At 69.3% G+C, this 16,844-nt stretch carries 16 protein-coding genes and 2 pseudogenes; 8 read left to right on the forward strand and 10 right to left on the reverse strand.

Annotated features, from left to right (window positions below; all coding sequences use genetic code 11):
* Window positions 1-52: 52 nt before the first annotated feature.
* The 3 genes and pseudogenes from ACIBK0_RS39285 to ACIBK0_RS39295 all read left to right on the forward strand — a co-directional run bounded on the left by ACIBK0_RS39285 (window position 53) and on the right by ACIBK0_RS39295 (window position 2,234).
* On the forward strand, window positions 53-487 hold the full coding sequence (locus ACIBK0_RS39285) for a 4-oxalocrotonate tautomerase family protein (RefSeq protein ID WP_399090980.1): 435 nt from the start codon (window positions 53-55) through the stop codon (window positions 485-487).
* Window positions 480-1,508: pseudogene (locus tag ACIBK0_RS39290) on the forward strand (zinc-binding dehydrogenase). Before ACIBK0_RS39285 ends, ACIBK0_RS39290 begins: the two are co-directional and overlap by 8 nt.
* Window positions 1,509-2,066: 558 nt before the next feature.
* Entirely contained in the window at window positions 2,067-2,234 is a 168-nt protein-coding gene (locus tag ACIBK0_RS39295; protein ID WP_399090983.1) for a hypothetical protein, read from the forward strand.
* A gap of 515 nt (window positions 2,235-2,749) precedes the next feature.
* On the opposite strand, the gene ACIBK0_RS39300 is transcribed toward ACIBK0_RS39295, so the two are convergent.
* Genes ACIBK0_RS39300 through ACIBK0_RS39320 form a run of 5 tightly spaced genes read right to left on the reverse strand, consistent with a single transcriptional unit; the run spans window position 2,750 to window position 7,617 of the window.
* Complete coding sequence (locus ACIBK0_RS39300) at window positions 2,750-4,027, reverse strand: ABC transporter substrate-binding protein (protein ID WP_399090986.1); 1,278 nt, start codon at window positions 4,025-4,027, stop codon at window positions 2,750-2,752.
* Between the two features lie 5 nt (window positions 4,028-4,032).
* On the reverse strand, window positions 4,033-5,172 hold the full coding sequence (locus tag ACIBK0_RS39305) for a branched-chain amino acid ABC transporter permease (RefSeq protein ID WP_399090989.1): 1,140 nt from the start codon (window positions 5,170-5,172) through the stop codon (window positions 4,033-4,035).
* On the reverse strand, window positions 5,169-6,050 hold the full coding sequence (locus ACIBK0_RS39310; protein WP_399091194.1) for a branched-chain amino acid ABC transporter permease: 882 nt from the start codon (window positions 6,048-6,050) through the stop codon (window positions 5,169-5,171). Before ACIBK0_RS39310 ends, ACIBK0_RS39305 begins: the two co-directional genes overlap by 4 nt.
* A gap of 5 nt (window positions 6,051-6,055) precedes the next feature.
* Entirely contained in the window at window positions 6,056-6,862 is an 807-nt protein-coding gene (locus tag ACIBK0_RS39315; RefSeq protein WP_399090992.1) for an ABC transporter ATP-binding protein, read from the reverse strand.
* Window positions 6,859-7,617: an ABC transporter ATP-binding protein gene (locus ACIBK0_RS39320; RefSeq protein ID WP_399090995.1), complete on the reverse strand. Its 759-nt coding sequence runs from the start codon at window positions 7,615-7,617 to the stop codon at window positions 6,859-6,861. Before ACIBK0_RS39320 ends, ACIBK0_RS39315 begins: the two co-directional genes overlap by 4 nt.
* A gap of 169 nt (window positions 7,618-7,786) precedes the next feature.
* Between ACIBK0_RS39320 and ACIBK0_RS39325 the strand changes: the two genes are divergently transcribed.
* Window positions 7,787-9,100, forward strand: coding sequence for a PucR family transcriptional regulator (locus ACIBK0_RS39325; protein ID WP_399090998.1), 1,314 nt, complete (start codon window positions 7,787-7,789; stop codon window positions 9,098-9,100).
* Window positions 9,097-9,762: a TetR/AcrR family transcriptional regulator gene (locus tag ACIBK0_RS39330; RefSeq protein WP_399091001.1), complete on the forward strand. Its 666-nt coding sequence runs from the start codon at window positions 9,097-9,099 to the stop codon at window positions 9,760-9,762. The genes ACIBK0_RS39325 and ACIBK0_RS39330 overlap by 4 nt, the downstream gene beginning before the upstream one ends.
* Window positions 9,763-9,984: 222 nt before the next feature.
* Here ACIBK0_RS39330 and ACIBK0_RS39335 read toward each other — a convergent pair whose 3' ends face one another.
* On the reverse strand, window positions 9,985-10,434 hold the full coding sequence (locus ACIBK0_RS39335) for a nuclear transport factor 2 family protein (RefSeq protein WP_399091004.1): 450 nt from the start codon (window positions 10,432-10,434) through the stop codon (window positions 9,985-9,987).
* A gap of 33 nt (window positions 10,435-10,467) precedes the next feature.
* Here ACIBK0_RS39335 and ACIBK0_RS39340 point away from each other — a divergent pair, with 33 nt between their 5' ends.
* Window positions 10,468-10,620, forward strand: coding sequence for a hypothetical protein (locus ACIBK0_RS39340; RefSeq protein ID WP_399091007.1), 153 nt, complete (start codon window positions 10,468-10,470; stop codon window positions 10,618-10,620).
* A gap of 110 nt (window positions 10,621-10,730) precedes the next feature.
* Here ACIBK0_RS39340 and ACIBK0_RS39345 read toward each other — a convergent pair whose 3' ends face one another.
* The 3 genes from ACIBK0_RS39345 to ACIBK0_RS39355 all read right to left on the reverse strand — a co-directional run bounded on the left by ACIBK0_RS39345 (window position 10,731) and on the right by ACIBK0_RS39355 (window position 14,025).
* Entirely contained in the window at window positions 10,731-11,372 is a 642-nt protein-coding gene (locus ACIBK0_RS39345) for a recombinase family protein (protein ID WP_399091010.1), read from the reverse strand.
* A gap of 139 nt (window positions 11,373-11,511) precedes the next feature.
* On the reverse strand, window positions 11,512-13,140 hold the full coding sequence (locus ACIBK0_RS39350; protein WP_399091013.1) for a sigma-70 family RNA polymerase sigma factor: 1,629 nt from the start codon (window positions 13,138-13,140) through the stop codon (window positions 11,512-11,514).
* Window positions 13,141-13,674: 534 nt separating this feature from the next.
* On the reverse strand, window positions 13,675-14,025 hold the full coding sequence (locus ACIBK0_RS39355; protein WP_399091016.1) for a MerR family transcriptional regulator: 351 nt from the start codon (window positions 14,023-14,025) through the stop codon (window positions 13,675-13,677).
* Window positions 14,026-14,125: 100 nt separating this feature from the next.
* On the opposite strand from ACIBK0_RS39355, the gene ACIBK0_RS39360 reads away from it, so the two are divergent.
* Entirely contained in the window at window positions 14,126-14,605 is a 480-nt protein-coding gene (locus tag ACIBK0_RS39360) for a hypothetical protein (RefSeq protein WP_399091019.1), read from the forward strand.
* 214 nt (window positions 14,606-14,819) lie between these two features.
* On the opposite strand, the pseudogene ACIBK0_RS39365 reads toward ACIBK0_RS39360, so the two are convergent.
* A pseudogene (locus tag ACIBK0_RS39365) lies at window positions 14,820-15,149 on the reverse strand (hypothetical protein); the annotation flags it as partial.
* A gap of 393 nt (window positions 15,150-15,542) precedes the next feature.
* Here ACIBK0_RS39365 and ACIBK0_RS39370 point away from each other — a divergent pair.
* The gene (locus ACIBK0_RS39370; protein WP_399091022.1) at window positions 15,543-16,709 is read left to right on the forward strand and encodes an alanine--tRNA ligase-related protein; all 1,167 of its coding nucleotides are present in this window, start codon (window positions 15,543-15,545) and stop codon (window positions 16,707-16,709) included.
* The last annotated feature ends 135 nt before the right edge of the window (window positions 16,710-16,844 follow it).

The following is a 16,844-nucleotide window of genomic DNA, read 5'->3' on the forward strand; positions in this document are numbered from 1 at the left end:
CCGTCATAGCCTACCGTGGTCCGCGTCTATAACGCTCGTCATAGGAGCTGCCATGCCCATGATCCGATTGACCACCCCGAGGGGCGCCCTCACCGAAGAGGGCCGCACCACCATTCAGCGCGACCTCGCGGCCGTCCTGCTGCGCTGGGAGGGCGCGCCCGACACCGCCTTCTTCCGCGCCCAGGCATGGAGCTACCTCGTCGAACTGCCCGAAGGCGCCCACGCCACCGCCGAGGACGACGCTCCCCGCTTTCTCGTGGAGGTGACGGTGCCGGAGGGGGCCCTGTCCGAGCGGCGCAAGGCCGGCCTGGTCGAGGAAGCGACGAAGACGGTCCTGTCCGCCGCCGGCCTCACTCCGGGCGACGCGCTGCGGGTGTGGGTACTGGTGCACGAACAGCCGAACGGCACCTGGGGCGCGGGCGGCTCCGTCATCCGCTACGCCGACCTGGTCGCCCTGGCTCAGCACAAGGAGCAGGCCGATGCGTGAGCTGACGTACGTCGCCCGCCGCACGGTCGAGTGGCGCGAGGCCCCCGACCCCGAGCTCCGGTCCGACCAGGAGGCGATCGTCGCACCGGTCGCCGCGACCTCCTGCGACGTGGACTCCGCGATCCTGGCCGGACACGGCTTCATCGATCCGCCGTTCGCCCTCGGGCATGAATGCGTCGCCCGCGTGGTGGACGTCGGCGACGCCGTGACCACCGTGGCTCCCGGCGACCTCGTCGTCGTGCCCTGGTCCATCAACTGCGGCACCTGCGACCACTGCCGCGCCGGGCTCACGGCGCACTGCACCGCGGTCGCGCACATGGCCATGTACGGCGCGCCGATCGGCGGCAGTTGAGGCGGGCTCTTCTCCGACCTGGTGCGAGTCCCGTGCGCGGACGCCATGCTGGTCCCGCTGCCCGACGGCCTGGACCCGGTCGCCATGGCGTCGGCGAGCGACAACTGGTCCCTGTCGTGGCGGCTGGTCGCCCCACACCTCAGGGCCAGCCCCGGAGCCCGTGTGCTGGTCGTCGCCCGGGGCAGTATCGGCCTGTACGTGTGCGACATCGCCCGCGCGCTGGGCGCCTCCGACGTGCTGTACGTCGATCCCGACCCGGAGCACCGCAAGCTCGCCGAGGGCTACGGCGCACGCACGGCCGAGGCGATCGAGCCCGTCCGACACGGCTTCGACCTGGCCGTCGAGGCCACCGGCCGCGTCGACCAGCTCGCCCTCGCCGTCAAGTCCCTCGCCCCAGAAAGCATCTGCGAGTCGGCCGGCAACCACTTCCGGCCCGGCGAGCTGCCCCTGCTCGACATGTACCTCACCGGCATTACCCTCCGCATCGCCCGCGACAACGTCCGCGCGCATCTCCCCGAAGCCCTCGACCTCGCCGCCTCCGGCGCCGTCAACCCCGCACGCGTCGTGTCCCACGTCCTCGCCTGGGACCAACTCCCCGACGCCCTGCCCGAGAAGCACCTCAAGCCCGTCTTCGTCCGCGACACCACCCCGTCCCAGGCCGCACGCTGACGACCGCACACGGCTCGCGGCCACGTACACAGAGACACCAGACGAACTCGCCCCTCACCGCGACAGCCACCACCCCGCAAGGTCAGGCAGTCGAGGACCTGGAGCACCAACGAGAAGCGATCGCCGCCCTCGGCCACGAGTTGCGCTTGCTGGTCGATGCGATCGTCCGCACCGCGGCCTCCCCGGAGACCCTGCACCGCCTGGCAGACGGCGTCCGCGCACTGACCGGACAGCTCATCGGCCGCCGCCGCTCACCGGCAGACATCCCCACGGTGGACGAATTCCCGGGCGGGGTACGGATGTACAGCCCCGTCACCGGCGCCGGCAGCCCGATTGCGCCGCCGATGCGGGTGACCCCCGTCGACGGCGGCGTCATGGGACGGTGCCTCCTCGGCATCGCCCATGAGGGACCACCCGGCTACGGCCACGGCGGCATCAGCACCATGCTCCTCGACGAACTGACGGGATGGGCATGCATTGCCGCCGGAAAACCGGGCATGACCATCTCACTCCGGATGCGCTACCAGGGACCAGTTCCCCCCTGGAGACCCCCTGCGGGTGAGTGCCCATGTCACGGGAACCGACGACCGCAAGATCTGCGTGAAAGGCTCGATCACGACAGAAGAGGCCCTCTCCACCATCTTGGTGGAGGCCGACGGAATCTTCGTTGCACCAGACCCAGAAGTCGTCCGCGCCCTCTTTCCGGCCCAGGACAACACGAAGTGAGCCACCGTCCGGTGAGGAATTGACACGGCTCCGAGACTGAGGAGGAACCTCAGCGGCCCGCCGATGTCGGGCAACAAAACCACTGGTCAGGAGCGCGTCAAGTAACGCGGCCGGTGAGAACCTACATCGCCCGAGGCGGCGACCACTTCGTCGCCCTGGCCACCCGGGCCGTCGGTCTCCTCGGCGCCGCTCCGGGCCTGCCGCTCTCTGCAATGCTGCATCAGGAGCCGCCCCCGCTGTCCGGTTCGTCCTGGTCATGGATCGTGACGGTGCGGGCATCGTGCTCATGCGTCGTGATGGCAACTCGCAGCGCCGCTGAACCCGTTGGGCGACCATCAGCTTTCTCGAGGGAGTACCGATGCCGCCCTCTTCGTGCCATGGAGGGGGAACACGCCGCCGGCACGCAGGACTGTGTCCTGCGTGCCGGCGGGCGTCAAGGCGCCCAGGAGAGATACCAACTGGTCGGTTTGTGATGCCCGGGGGCATGGGATACGCCCCCGGGCTCTACCGGTGGCTCACTTGGTGAGCGGGCCGAACTCCTTGCGGGTGTCCACCGGCTTGCCGAAGAGCTGCCAGCGTTCGCCCTTGAACCGCATGAGCTGCATGGTCTCGATCGGGAAGGCATCATCAGGCCCGGTGGACAGCGTGACCCCGGGCAGCAGCATGCCTACCTTGACGTCCTTCATGCTGCGCACCGCGTCCCGCAGTCCTTCCCTGGTGGGGCACTTCATGGCACCCAGGGCCTTGTGCAGGCTCGCGGCGACGGCCCAGCCGTAGGCGTTGAACTGGTTGGCCGGGTCGGCGTCCGGTGCGTACTTGTGCATCGCTTCCTGGTAGGCCTTCATCTCCGGGTCCTTCGCCCACTTCTGGTCGGCGGGGTCCTTGAAGTACGTGGCCGATATGACGCCTTGGACGTTCTTGAACCCGACGGGCTTGAGTACGGCGGCGGACGAGGACACATTGTTCACGATGTGCAGCGGATTCCACTTGGTGTTCTTGGCATCGGCGGCGAGGGCCTGGCTGCCGAACTTGGGCGTGGAGATGTTCAGCAGGACATCCGCCCTGGAGCGGGCGAGGCTTGCCATCTGCGCGGAGACGGACGGGTCGGTGACTTCGTAGCTCTCCGCGGCGACCACCTTGACGCCGCTCCCGGCGACAGCCTGCTTGAACCCGCCCAGCAGGTCCTTGCCGAAGTCGTCGTTCTGATAGAGGACCGCGACCTTCGCCTTCGGCTTGTTGTTCTTGAGGTACTTGGCGTACACCCGTGCCTCTGCCACGTAGTTGGGCTGCCAGCCCGTGGTCCAGGGGTGCTTGTCGTCCGTGCCCCAGATGGAGGCGCCTGTGGCGACGAAGGGCTGCGGCACCTTCTGCTTGTTCAGGTAGTCCCACACGGCTGCCGTGGACGGGGTGCCAAGGGTCTGGAAGACGGCGAAGACCTTCTCCCGCTCGACCAGTCTCCGGGCCTCCTCCACCGCCTTGGGCGGCTGGTAGCCGTCGTCGCGGACGATGAACTCGACCTTGCGGCCGTCGATTCCGCCCTTTTCGTTGACGTACTTGAAGTAGGCGTCCACGCCCTTGCTGATCGTGCCGTACGCGGAGGCGGGCCCCGACAGCGGGTAGATCCCGCCCAGCTTGATGGTCTTGTCGGTGATGCCGGTGGTGTGCTGGCCCTTGCACGCGCCGCCGGCGGTGCTGCCCTTGTCCTCCTGCCCTCGCTGGGTGGCACAGGCAGTGGCGGTGAGCAGGGCTGCGGTCGCGGCCGCGGCCGCCCGCAGAGCGGTTGTCTTTCGCATGTGAATCATTCCTTTTCCGTGCGGGGCGGGGCGCCCACGGGTTCGGCGTCGACAGGTGCGGGATCCGCGGGGGTGGGGATGGCGGAGGGTTGGGAGGCGGGCTCCGACCGGGACTCGGGTGCGGACGTCCGGTCGGGTGCGGATGTCCGGTCGAGTGCGGAGGGGCGGGCGTGGAGACGGGCTGCGACGCTGGGGACACGGCTCGCCAGGCCGGCGAGTCCTGTCGGGGCCACGAACATCACCGCGATGATCAGCAGACCGAACACCACACCCGGTGCGGCCTCGCTGATGTCCTGAGCAACGCTCGGCACGTACATCACGAACGCGGCGCCCAGCAGCGGGCCGTACAGCGAGGCGAGCCCTCCGACCACCAGGCCGGCCAGCAGCGTGATGGACAGGACGAAGCTGAACGAGTCGGGCGAGACGAAGCCGATCACCCAGGTGTACAGGCAGCCGGCGACGCCCGCGAACATGGCGCTCCATGCGAAGGCGAGGGTTTTGTGCAGCGACAGCCGCACGCCCATGACCTCCGCCGCGCTCTCGTTGTCGCGCACCGCGAGCAGCGCACGACCGACCCGGGACCGCAGCAGGTTGCGGGCGAGCAGCAGCGCCGCCGCCGTGACGGTGAGGACGACGAAGTACGTCCACTGGTCCTCGGCCAGCCCGCTCCAGGCAGGCGGCTCCAGCTTGTCCACGGTCAGGCCCATGGAGCCGCCTGTCACCCATTCCAGCCGCTTGAGCAGCGGCGGCAGGAACACCGCGAAGGAGAGGGTGACCAGCGCCAGGTACAGCCCGCGCAGTCGCAGTGCGGGCACTCCGAATCCGAGTCCCAGCAGGAAGCATGCGGCGGCCGCGACCGGCAGGGTGGCCAGGTGGCCGGTGTCGAACCGGTCGAGCATGACTGCCGCTGTGTAGGCCCCGGCCGCGAAGAACGCGCCGTGTCCGAGCGAGATCTGACCGCCGAATCCGACCAGCAGGTTCAGTCCTGCCAGCGCCACGGCGTACAGCAGCACCATGGTCAGCTGGAAGACCTGGAAGGGAGCGAAGTAGAACGGTGCGGCCACGGCGACCGCCGCCACGAGCAGCGCGGTCAGGGTGACCCGCAGGTACCGGGTGCGGTGGGGAACTGCGGTCATCGTGCTCATGCCCGCTCCACCGCCGCTCGTCCGAAGAGGCCCTGGGGCCGTACCAGCAACACCGCAAGGATGATCGCCAGCGGTACACCCACTTTCAGATCGGCGCCGATGACGTCCACGTATGCCCCGGCCAGCGTCTCGGCGACACCGACGAGCAGGCCGCCGACGACAGCGCCCACCGGGCTGTCGAAGCCCCCCAGGGTGGCCGCGGCGAACGCGTAGATGAGCACTCCGCCCATCATGTTGGGCTCAAGGAACAGCAGCGGGGCGACGAGCACGCCCGAGACCGCGCCGACCGTCGCGGCCAGTCCCCATCCGAGCATCAGCACCCGGCCGACGCGGATGCCCGACAGCCGGGCGGATGCGGGATTGCAGGCGACCGCCCGCATCATCAGGCCGGTCGAGGTGTGCTGGAACAGCAGATACAGCAGCCCCATCACGGCGGCCACCACTCCGATGATCCCGAGGGTGGACCAGTCCAGTTGGACACCAGCCAGGTCGACCCCTCCGTCGGGGAAGGGCTGTGGGAAGTCCTTGACGGTGTACGACCAGATCAGACCGGCCGCCGCGTTGACGAAGATGAACAGGCCCACCGTGACGATGACCACGGTCAGCTCGGGCGCCGCCTGCACGGGACGGATGACGAGCCGCTCGACCAGCATGCCGCCGGCGAAGGACACCATCAGGGTGACCGGCAGTGCCAGCCAGAACGGCATTCCGGATGCCACCAGTTGCCAGGCCACGTACGTGGAGAGCATGGCGAGCTCGCCCTGCGCGAAGTTGACGATCCCCGTGAACCGGTGGATCAGCACCAGGGCCAGCGCCAGGCTGGCGTACACCGCTCCGGAGCCGATTCCTTCCACCACTTGCTGGAGCAGTTCGGTCATGGTGCTCACCCACCCTTTCCCGAGCGGACCGAGACCCCGAGATAGACCTCGGCGACCTGTCCGTCCTCGCGGATCTGCGCGGCCGGTCCGGACAGCACCAGGCGTCCGGCTTCCAGCACGTGGGCCTGGTGCGCGATGTCCAGTGCGAGCCGGGCGTTCTGCTCGACGACGATCACAGTGGTGCGTTCCTCCTCGTTCACGGTTTTGACGATCTCGAACAACTCCCGTGTGACCAGCGGCGCAAGCCCCAGAGACGGCTCGTCCAGGAGCAGCAGCGCGGGCCGCAGCATCAGCGCCCTGCCGATGGCGAGCATCTGCTGCTCGCCGCCGCTGAGACTGCCCGCGGCCTGCCCGGACCGTTGGCGCAGCTTGGGGAAGTACTCATAGATCCGGTCCAGGTCGGCCGCCACGGCCACGCGCTCGGCACGGGCCCGCCGCCCGTGACCGGTGCGCAGGTGCGCGCCGATGCGCAGGTTCTCCTCGACGGTCAGGTCGTTGAAGGTGCCCCGGCCCTCGGGCACGTGCGCCACTCCGAGGCGGGCGGCCTGCTCGGGGGAACGGCCCAGCAGCTCCGTACCGTTCAAGGTCACCGACCCGCGGCCGCGGACCATGCCGCACAGGGCCCGCAGGGTTGTTGTCTTGCCCGCTCCGTTGGGTCCGAGGACGGCACACACCTCGCCGCGCCCGACGGAGAAGTCCAGGCCCTGCAGCACGCGCGCCTGGCCGTATCCGGCGTGCAGGTCGCAGATCTTCAGGAAGTCCGGCTCTGAGCTCGCCCCGGCCTCGGCGCGGTCGGTGGTGGGCGCGTTCACGCAGCCACCCCCAGGTACGCCTCGATGACGGCCGGGTCACGCTGGATCTCCTCCGGCGGGCCCTCGGCGATCTTGCGTCCGAAGTCGAGGCACACCACCTTGTCGCACAGGCCCATCACGAATCCCATGTGGTGTTCGACCACGACGAGCGTGAGGTCGAAGTCCTGGCGCACCGCCCGGACCAGATCCGCGAATTGGTCGACCTCGCCGTGACTGAGGCCGTTGACGGGTTCGTCGAGCAGCAGCAGCCGCGGCCGTACCGCAAGGGCACGGGCCAGTTCGACGCGCTTGAGGGTGCCGAACGGCAGCCCGGAGGCGGGGTGGTCGGCGACATCCGCCAGGCCGAGTCTCCGCAGCAAGTCGTCCGCCTGGTCACGCAGTTTCCGTTCCTCTCGTCGCACGCGGGGCAGCCGGAGCGCCGCGGCGAAGTGTCCGGTGCGCCCCTGGCCGTGGGTGCCGATCATGACGTTCTCCCGGACCGTGAGCCGCGGGAACAGGCCCAGGTTCTGAAAGGTACGGGCGATCCCACGCCCGGCCACGGCGTGCGGCGCCAGGCCGAGCAGGTCCTCACCGTCGAACCGCACCGCGCCCGCGTCGGGGCTGCAGCGCCTGGTGAGGCAGTTGAACAAGGTGGTCTTGCCGGCGCCGTTCGGCCCGATGAGCCCTACGGCGGTGCCCGGCTCGACGGTGAACGCCACACCGTCAAGTGCCGTGATCCCGCCGAAACGCACGGTAATACCGTCGACCGTGAGCATGAGTGACGCCCTTTCCGACGTGCTGGGGGGTGGGCGAGCGTCACAGTAGGTGGGGGCCTTCTGGCCGCACATTGGGTGCAAGCACCCAACTTCACGTCCGATGACCTGTGCGCCGCGCACAAGCCCCCGCGCAACTTCTTCGCCCAGCCTGTTGACGGGACACGAGGAAATGACGACGATCGGCGCCATGCCGCGCGGTCTCGCCCTGGGCGCCCCAGGTCTGTCCGAGCCGCTGTTCCAGGAGCGGCGGCGGATCCTGCGCGCCCTCGAGGAGCGCATCGAGGAGGTGGCAGAGACCGCCGTTGCGGTGATGCGTGCGGAGATCCCGTCGTACGCGCTGGGGGACGCACGGTTCTTCGACGACGTACGCGACCAGGTGCTCACGCATTACCGCATCAAGGTGGCGGCGCTCGCCGGCGACCGGGAGATCGCCCCGGAGGACCTGGGCTTCAGCCGCGCGGCAGCCATGCGCCGAGCGCGAGCAGGGTTCGCCCTCGAGGACTGGATGAGCGCTTTCCGGGTCGGCCGGCAGGTCTTCTGGAACGCGTTGCTGGAGAGCGTGAACACCTCGGACGTGGCGCAGCAGGCCGCGTTGTCCCTGGTCACACCGCTGATGCGGTACGTGGACTACGCCAGCACGCATGCCGCGCAGGCCTATGTGGAGTACCAGCAGCACGTTGTGGCGGACGCAGACCGGGAGCGCCGGGACGTCCTCGAGCAGCTCCTGGAGGGCGTAGCACCGACACGCGGTCCGCTGCTGACGGCGGCACAGGCGTACGGCATCGGACCGAACTCGCCCATGATGGTAGTGGCGGCGGTCTGCGCCGAGGACAACCGCACCGGAGACATCACCTCGGCCGAGACCGGCTACGCCACCGGCGCGGCAATCAGCGTCGCCGGGGTGTGGGCCAGCAGGACCCTGGTCGTCGTGCGCCAGGACGAGGTGGTGGCCGTGCCCGTGGTACGCACCGGCATGGACGAAGAGGACATATGCGCCCACTTCGAGGCCGTGCAGCAGCGGCTCGGCCGCCAGGGAACCGTCCTGTCCATGGGCATCAGCACGGTCGCACGGGGCGCGTCCGAACTGCCGCGCGCCTACCGGGAGGCGCGGGCCGCCCTCGACCTGGTACCGAGCCGGGGCGGGGTGGCAGCGCTGCCACGGCTGTCCCCGTTCGACTACCTGGCACTGCGGGCCGACGACCTCGGCCGCCGGCTGGTCGACCCCCGCGTACGTGCGCTGCTGGAGGAGGACCGCAGACGGGGCGACACACTGGCGGCCACCATACGGGCGTTCGCGGAGGCAGACCTCAACCTGCGGCTGGCCGCCGACCGCCTGCAAGTGCACCACAACACGGCGCACTACCGACTGCGCAGGATCGAAGAGCGCACCGGACGCAACCCGCGCCGGATCGCCGATCTCCTGGAACTGCTGGTCGCCCTCGCCATCCGCGAGGGGTCCGAGGAAGGTGGGAATTGCCGGTGAGCAGCATCGTGGAGCCTGCCGAGACCGACGCAGCACGTCATCGGCCGGACAGGACCGGGAACACCGGCCTGCCGGAGGCGCCCACCGGGCAGGACCGTTCGGTCCGACACGCGCTCCTCGGCGCGGCCTTGGAGGTGTTCACCGAGCGCGGCTACGCCTGTGCCGGCCTCGCCGAGATCTCGGCGCACGCCGGAATCCCCGTGGGCAGCCCCTTTCAGCACTACGGCGGCAAGCGAGGACTGTACTTCGCGCTCTGGGAGGAGTTCCGGGAGGAACAGGAACGCCGGACCGCGGCTGCGGTGGCGGCCGAGCGCAGCCGCGGCGTGGACGACCCCGTCGCCGTCTTCATGGCCGGAGCGAGGGCATATCTCGAGGGTGCCTGGAACAACAGGCCACTCGTCAGACTCTTCGCGGACGACGACGGCCCGGCGGGCTTCGACGCGGTACGCCGCCAGTGGGACCGCGCGTGGGTGCGGCGCAACGCCCGGCTCCTGAAAGTCGACGAGCAGCAACGCGCAGGCCGGGTCCGGGTGACCGTACTGACCACGGTCATCGGAGGAGCCGCTCGCGAACTGGGCGACTGCGTGGACGAGACGGAGGCCCGGGAGATCGTGGACGAGGTGTGCGGCATTCTCACCCACCTGTCGACGCCGCCCGGCTGACCGGTCGGCGCAGGCGCGCTCCCCCATCTCACCCTTCGGACGGCAACAGCATCTGCGCCATCCCCGGGACCCTGGGCTCCGATCGGGCGCGGCGACACATTGCGCCCGCTGCCTGCAAAGCGGGGCGATGCCGATCTTCCGGTCACCCTGGGGAAGTCGGGCTTGGTGGGATGCGGTCCGCGCCGGTGGCAAGGGCCCCGGCGCGGACCGCGGCATCGACGGTCAAGCCGCCTCCGGCGACGAACCTGCCCCTGCCAGCGGTGTGGTGTCGAGATAGCGGACCTCATAGACGCGCTCCGCGAACTTCCAGCCATCCTGGGTGCGCCGGTAGCGGTCGCGGCAGAGGGAATAGTTCAGCCCGGACCTGCCGTCACGCATGCGCCCGAGCTCTTGGATGTAGGCACGGCCCGACGCCGTGTCGCCCTCCAGCTGGATCGCGCCAGGGTGCGCGGTCTGCACGAAGTACTCCCACGCATTCTGCAGCCGCTCGATCCCGGCACGAATCTCCTGCGGACCGGTGAACTCCGCATCGGCTTCGGGGATTCGCCACACGCCGTCGTTGGCGAACAGAGACGCAAGACGGTCGTAATCGCGCATCATCACGGCATCGGTGAACTCACCGCGCAGCGTCTCGATCTCAATCCGGTCGGCAGTGGTCTCAAGGTCGCTCATCGGTCTCCCTCGTGTCTCGCTTGAGATTCCTGGATGGTGTGCTCCTTCGAGCAGTACGACGACACACGCCGCCGTAATGTTGGCTTCACCACGGCGGTGTACGCATTCGAGGTCGCAGACGACCGGATCAAGCACATCTGGGAGGTACGCAACCCGGACAAGCTCCGGACCTGGATGATGGGCTGACTCGCCGGCCTGTGGCCAAGTCGGTCTCGGCGATTCATGGTCTCGGGTGGAACATCGGTACAGCGGTTTTCGGGCCATGGGGTGGATCGGAACGGACACTAGCGGGAGCATCAGGGCTTCTTCACCGTGGTCTTCTTGGGCCGGCGGAGGATGGTCGTGGCCTTGTCGAGGTGCCCGTACACCGTCGACCTGGGGCACGCCGAAGAGAGCGGGGATCTGTTGGACGGTCTTCTCGCTGGCGTCGTAGGGCGGTTGGGCGAGGGCAGCCTGGTCGGGGGGGGGGGGGGGGGGGCGCCCCCCCCCCCCGCCCCCCGGGGGGGGGGGGGGGGGCCGCCCGGGTGGAGTGGGTGGGGGGTGGGGGGGGGGGGGTGGGGGGGGGGGGGGGGGGGCGCGGGGGGGGGGGGGGGGCGCCGCGCCCCCCCCCCCGCCGACGCGGCCGCGGTGCGTGCGGCGGCAAGCCCGCCTTTTGTGTCCGCCCCGGTCAGCTCGCGCTGGAGTCCGGCGAGGACGGACAGTATGCCGGACATCGCCCGGCCCTCCAAGGTTGCGGTGTCGACGCCCTGCCCGATGACGTGCAGGGGGATTCCGCAGTGGCGCAGGTCGGCGCCGAGGGTGACCAGGTGCAGGGCGGAGCGGGCGAGCCGGGTGACGTTCAACCTGTCGCCCTCGCACAGCAATGGGAAGACGAGGTCGAGCTTCGGGCGGGAGGCCTTCGCGCCGCTCGCGGCCTCGACGTGGATATGGTCGCGCAATCGTGCTGCCGCAGCGACCCGGTGACATCAATTCTCACCGACATTGATCACGACAGGTGAGTGACTCCCGAACTCACCTCGAAACGACATCCCCGGAGAGTGACACAGCCGGACGGGGTCCGCACAGACGCCGGTCACCTCACTGCTTGGCGCCGAAGTCCTGCGTCCACCACGGGCCGCCCGACCCCTTGTGGACGCCCACGCCGATGTCCTTGAACGAGCAGTTGAGGATGTTGGCGCGGTGGCCGGCGCTGTTCATCCAGGACTCCATCACCGCCTGCGGGGTCTGCTGGCCCTGAGCGATGTTTTCCCCGTACGTGGACCAGCGGTAGCCCGCGGCGGTGATGCGCTGGCCGGGGTCGGTACCGTCCGGGTTGGTGTGATCGAAGAAGTTACGGGCGGCCATGTCGTCGGAGTGGCCCTGCGCGGCCTTCTCCAGCTGCGCGTCCTCGGTGAGCGGACCGCAGCCGGCCGCCGCCCGTTCCTTGTTCACCAGCGCGACCACCTGTGCGACGGTACTTGTCGGGGCCGACTGCACCTGTGGCGTACTGGTCGCAGTCTGGGTCGGCCGGGCGGACTGCCGGGGCGTCGGCACGCTCTTCTTGACGGGGGACGGGGACTTGGAAGGGGTCGCCTTCTTCGATGCCGACGCGGACGGCGGCGCGGAGGTGGAGGCCGCCGGCGGGGTCTCGGCGGCGCTGGGAGCCGAGAGGTCCACGACGTGGTCGTCGGGGGTCGGCGCGGCGGTTCCCCCGTCGGTCCGGTTCCCGGTCCCGGAGTCCGAGCCGAAGTACCAGAGGCCGCCGCCGGCCAGGCAGGCCACCACGACGGCACCGCCGACGGCCCGGCGCCGGATACGCCGTCGTCGACGGGCCTCGCCGCGGGACGTCGTCCGGCCGTGTGCGGCACGGTGGCGGGCTCCCGCGCCTGCAGACGCGTCGAGCGGGGACGCCCAGCCCACCGGGGTCATCCCGCCGGTGGCGGAACGCACTCGCTCCAGCAGCGCGGGCGACGCCGCCACCAGCGCCAGGCCGGCCAGCAGCCCCTCCGCGGGCATCAGCTCGCTCCACAGGCCGGAGCAGCGCGCGCAGCCGCGGGCGTGCCGGGCTATTCGCTTGCGCCAGAGCGCCGAGGGCCGACCGTCCCAGGAGGCCAGCACGCCACGCAGTTCCTCGCACGGCGGCTGCGCGTCGAGTGCCCGCACCACCACGCGCGCCGCCTCCAGTTGCGCCTTCATGCGTTGCACCCGGACGGCCGTGTGCTGAGCCGACAGCTCCAGGGCCGCAGCGACCTCGGTCCGGGTCAGCTCGCCGGCGCACTCCAGCCACCACAGCGACAGCAGTGCTCGGTCGTCCGGCTCCAGCCAGCGTGTCGCGCGCGCGGTCTCCTCGCGCTGGCCGGACAACTGGAGCTGCACCATCGTCAGATCCACGAAGTCGGCGCCCGGATCGGCGAAGTCCTTGGCGTCCTCCACGGAGCCCGGGACGAACTGCCGGTCATGCCAGTGCGCCCGTACCCGATTCATCGCGATCGCCACGAGCCAGGAGCGGAAGGTCTCGGGGGTACGCAGACTTCCCAACGCGTCCAGGGCACGGAGCATGGTCTCCTGCACCACGTCGTCGACATCGACCGAGCCATTCAGAGCCCGCCCCACGACGTTGTAGACCAGCGGGAGGTAGGCACTGACCAGAGCGTCCTGAGCCTCCGGGTCGCCCCCTCGGGCAGCGGTCACCAGTGCCGCCGCGTCCACCGTGTCCCATGTGCTCATCAAAAGCTTCCCTGTCCTCGACGCCGAACGGTTGCTGTCCGATATATGGGAGACCGCTGGGCGAGCCTCGGATAACAGTTCTTCGAAGACTCGTTGCGGGAGAGACTCACCGCTGCGCCCGGCGATCGCAATGAAGGACGTCACATCGGGGGACGGACAGCACGGTGACGGTGGTGCTGCCGACGGCGAACTGAGCCTGCAGGTACGACGTCAACTACGACACCGTGGCGCGGGGTCACACCCCGAAGCTGCGCGCTGAGGCCGCATCCTTCGGTGCCGACCGGCGCATGCTCGCCACAGACTTCCCGTACCAGAGGGGCCCTCAACTGGTGCGGGCCGTGTCCTGCATCCGGCAGGAACTGCCTACCGAGGTAGCCGAGGCAGTGCTGAGCGCGGGAAACATCTGCTCGGCCGATCAGGAAAGCGCTGCCCCGTAGGGTCTGCTCGACCGATCAGCGCCGGCCTATCGGGAAGGGGCGCGGACGGCCTCGTCCAGGGGCAGGCACCGGACAGGCCCGTGACACGCTCACCCTCTTACTCAGCCGGGTTGGCCGGCTTCGCGCAACGGACATCCAGTTCGGCGCGCAGGGCAGCGAGTTCGGCCATGCGCGCGTCCACGATCGAGATCTTCTCCCCCAACAGCTCCGACAACGCCTCCGCCACGTCCGGAGCGTCACGCAGTTCTTCACCATGCCGCGCGATCTCCGCGAGTGAGAATCCCAGGGTCTGCGCGGTGCGGACATAGTCCAGCCAGGGCACCGCCTCGGGCGCGAAGTCCCGGTAGCCATTGGCCAGTCGCTCCCCCTCGACGAGCCCGACCTTCTCATAGAACCGGATGGTGTCTCTGGTCATGCCCGTCCGCTCGGCCAGCTCTCCGATACGCATGCCTCCGCGCCGCCCCCTCCGGTCGATGAGCTTGACCTTGGACCGTACTCCACTGTTTAGCGTGAGACGTCGCTGTCACGAGACCAGCAGGAGACTCACAGTGATCCGTCTCTTCACGCCCTCCCTCCCCACCTACCTACGCGTCGTGCGCGTGAGCGCCTGGTACGACCTCGTCGTCACGGCGGGATTCGCGACGCCGTGGACGTACGAGCTCGTACACGACGCGCCGTCATCGTTGGGGAGATCTCTGGGCCTGGGCGTCCTGCCCGAACTCGACCCGATGCAGACCCTGTACGCGAATCTGATGGGTTCAGTGGTCGTCATCTGGGCCGTCCTGCGCATCATCCGGCCACTGCCCGTGCACGGACTGCTCGACGGCATCGCGCGCACACTGTTCGCGGCGTGGCAGGCATACGCCCTGGCCCACGGGGCCACGCGGCTGCTCTGGCTGTTCTTCGGCGTCGAGGCAGCTTTCGGAGTCGTCCAGCTTTTGCCCTGGCGGCGGAACCGTCACACCAACCTGATCGACCGCCAGGCCGGCCCAGGCGATGTGCCGACGCCCGCGGCGCCGAGGCTCTGACCCACCTGCCATGGATGTGAGAGGTGGCCGAACACAAAGAGGGCGCCGAACACTTCGCACGCCTCTCCCCCGTCGTCGGCCACGCCTCGGTCTGGGCGCCGTTCACCTGGATGCGGGCGAATCGGGAACAGCTGGCACCGCCACGGTCCTGTGGTGCCACGGCCTGGACCCGGACGGCACCCGCCCCTTCCGCCCCAGGGTGAGAGTTGACGGCTCAGTCTCCCGTGGCGCAGCAACCGCTCGCGTCGGCCGTGCCCGACACAGCTTCGAGACGGCAGAAGCACGACGCCTCGATCGGTACGTCCGCCATCGCGACGGCGATCTTCAACTGCTGAGCCACGAGCTGCGCCTCTCCCGCTCTGTCCAGCCGGCCCAGACACTCGTGCAGCCCATGCAGGGCCCATACGTTGCCCGGATGCTGCAGCGCGCGCGGAAGCGTGTCGCCGAGCCCCAGATCGGCCCGGTAGACCGCCTCGGCCTCCGCGACGCGCCCCCGTTCCAGGAGCAAGGCACCGCATGCGTGCCGGGTGGGCTGCATCCAACCCCTTGCTCCTGGCCTGGGGGCAGGTCGAGGAGGGGGAGGCGGCGCTGATGGGGGGCTGCCTCGATCAGCAGCTTCAGGCACTGTCGAGTTCCCGGCCGCGCCTGCCTGGCGAGACCCGCGCGGGGCCCGGCAGTTCTGACGGAAAATTCGTGTGCCTCGAAGGGCTGGGCGCGTTATGGTCGCCCGCATGAACGTCACCGGCCGAAGCATCATCGCGACCGCGCGAGCGACCAGCTCGCCGGTTGCCGCCGCCTGACCTTCCCCCTTTCCCACCGGCGACCGGAAACGGCCCGTCGGTGCTTCCGTGGCGTTCTTGGCTTCTTGCCCCGGTGTGATGACTGCACGGTCCGTTGTCCGGTGCCTCCCCTGCTGTGATGCAAAGGAGCCACCCTCATGAACACGGATCAGATTGTCCGTACATTCGTCGAGTACTTCGAGGAGCGTGGTCATCGGCGGATCACCGGCTCGACCCTGCTACCACCGCCTGGCGACTCGGTGCTGTTCACCACCTCCGGCATGCATCCGCTCACCCCGTATCTGGAAGGACGCCCCCATCCGCTGGGTCGGCGGCTGGTCAATGTGCAGCGCTGTCTGCGCACCACGGACCTGGAGGAGGTGGGCGATGCCACCCATCTGACTGTCTTCCAGATGCTCGGCACCTGGTCGCTGGGCGACTACGAGGGCTCGCTGAGTCTCGACTGGGGGTACCGGCTGCTCACAGAGGGACTGGGTGTCGATCCGGGTCTGCTGCATGCCACCGTCTTCGGCGGCGACGACCAGACCGGGCCGGACATCGCTTCCCTGCAGTTGTGGCAGGACCACGGCGTTCCCGTTGAGCTCACCGTGGAGGACAACTGGTGGTCCAACGGACCGGTCGGCCCGTGCGGCCCCGACTCGGAGATCTTCCTGTGGAGCGGTGATACCCCACCCCAGTCGACGCCCACCCGCGACGACCGCTGGGTGGAGGTGTGGAACCACGTGATGATGCGCCATCGTCGACTGGAGGACGGTTCCCTCGAACCGCTGCCCCAACCCAACATCGACACCGGGCTCGGCGTGGAGCGGCTGGCCTCTCTGCTGCAGGGCAGGTCGTCAGTGTTCGAGTGCGACGTCTTCGACCCCTGGCGCCGTCTCGTGCCGGCCTTGTGGCCACTGGACGAACCGTCGCTGCGCCTGGTCTATGACCACCTGCGCTCAGCCATCGTGGTACTCGGCGACGGGGTGCGTCCGGCCAACACCGGACGTGGCTATGTGCTCCGCCGCCTGGTACGAAGGGTGCTCACCGTTCTGTGGCGGGACGATCCGTCGCGCGGCATCGGAGACCTGCCGGACGAGTTGGTCTCGCACACCCTGGACCACTTCCGGCAGGAAGTGGATCCCAGCGACGTGCGCCGACTGCTACTGGAGGAGGAGTGCCGGTTCAGTCGGCTCCTGGAGCGTGGCCGACAGGTGCTTGCCCGATCCCGGTTCCAAGGCCCGCTGAGGGATGAGGACTTCCACTACCTCCACGACACCCACGGCCTGCCTCGCGATCTGGTCATGAGCCTGCGGCAAGAGTGATGGCGGGAGTGAAAGCGGGGTCAGAAACAGCACCTTCCAAAACGGGCTCTACTGACCACCGCGAGGTTCCCGACGGTGATCACAGGCGCCTTGAGCGAGTTCTCGCCCGGACGACGGAGCTGGGCATCTGGGCCG

Source organism: Streptomyces sp. NPDC050564 (genome assembly GCF_044457265.1).
Classification (GTDB): domain Bacteria; phylum Actinomycetota; class Actinomycetes; order Streptomycetales; family Streptomycetaceae; genus Streptomyces.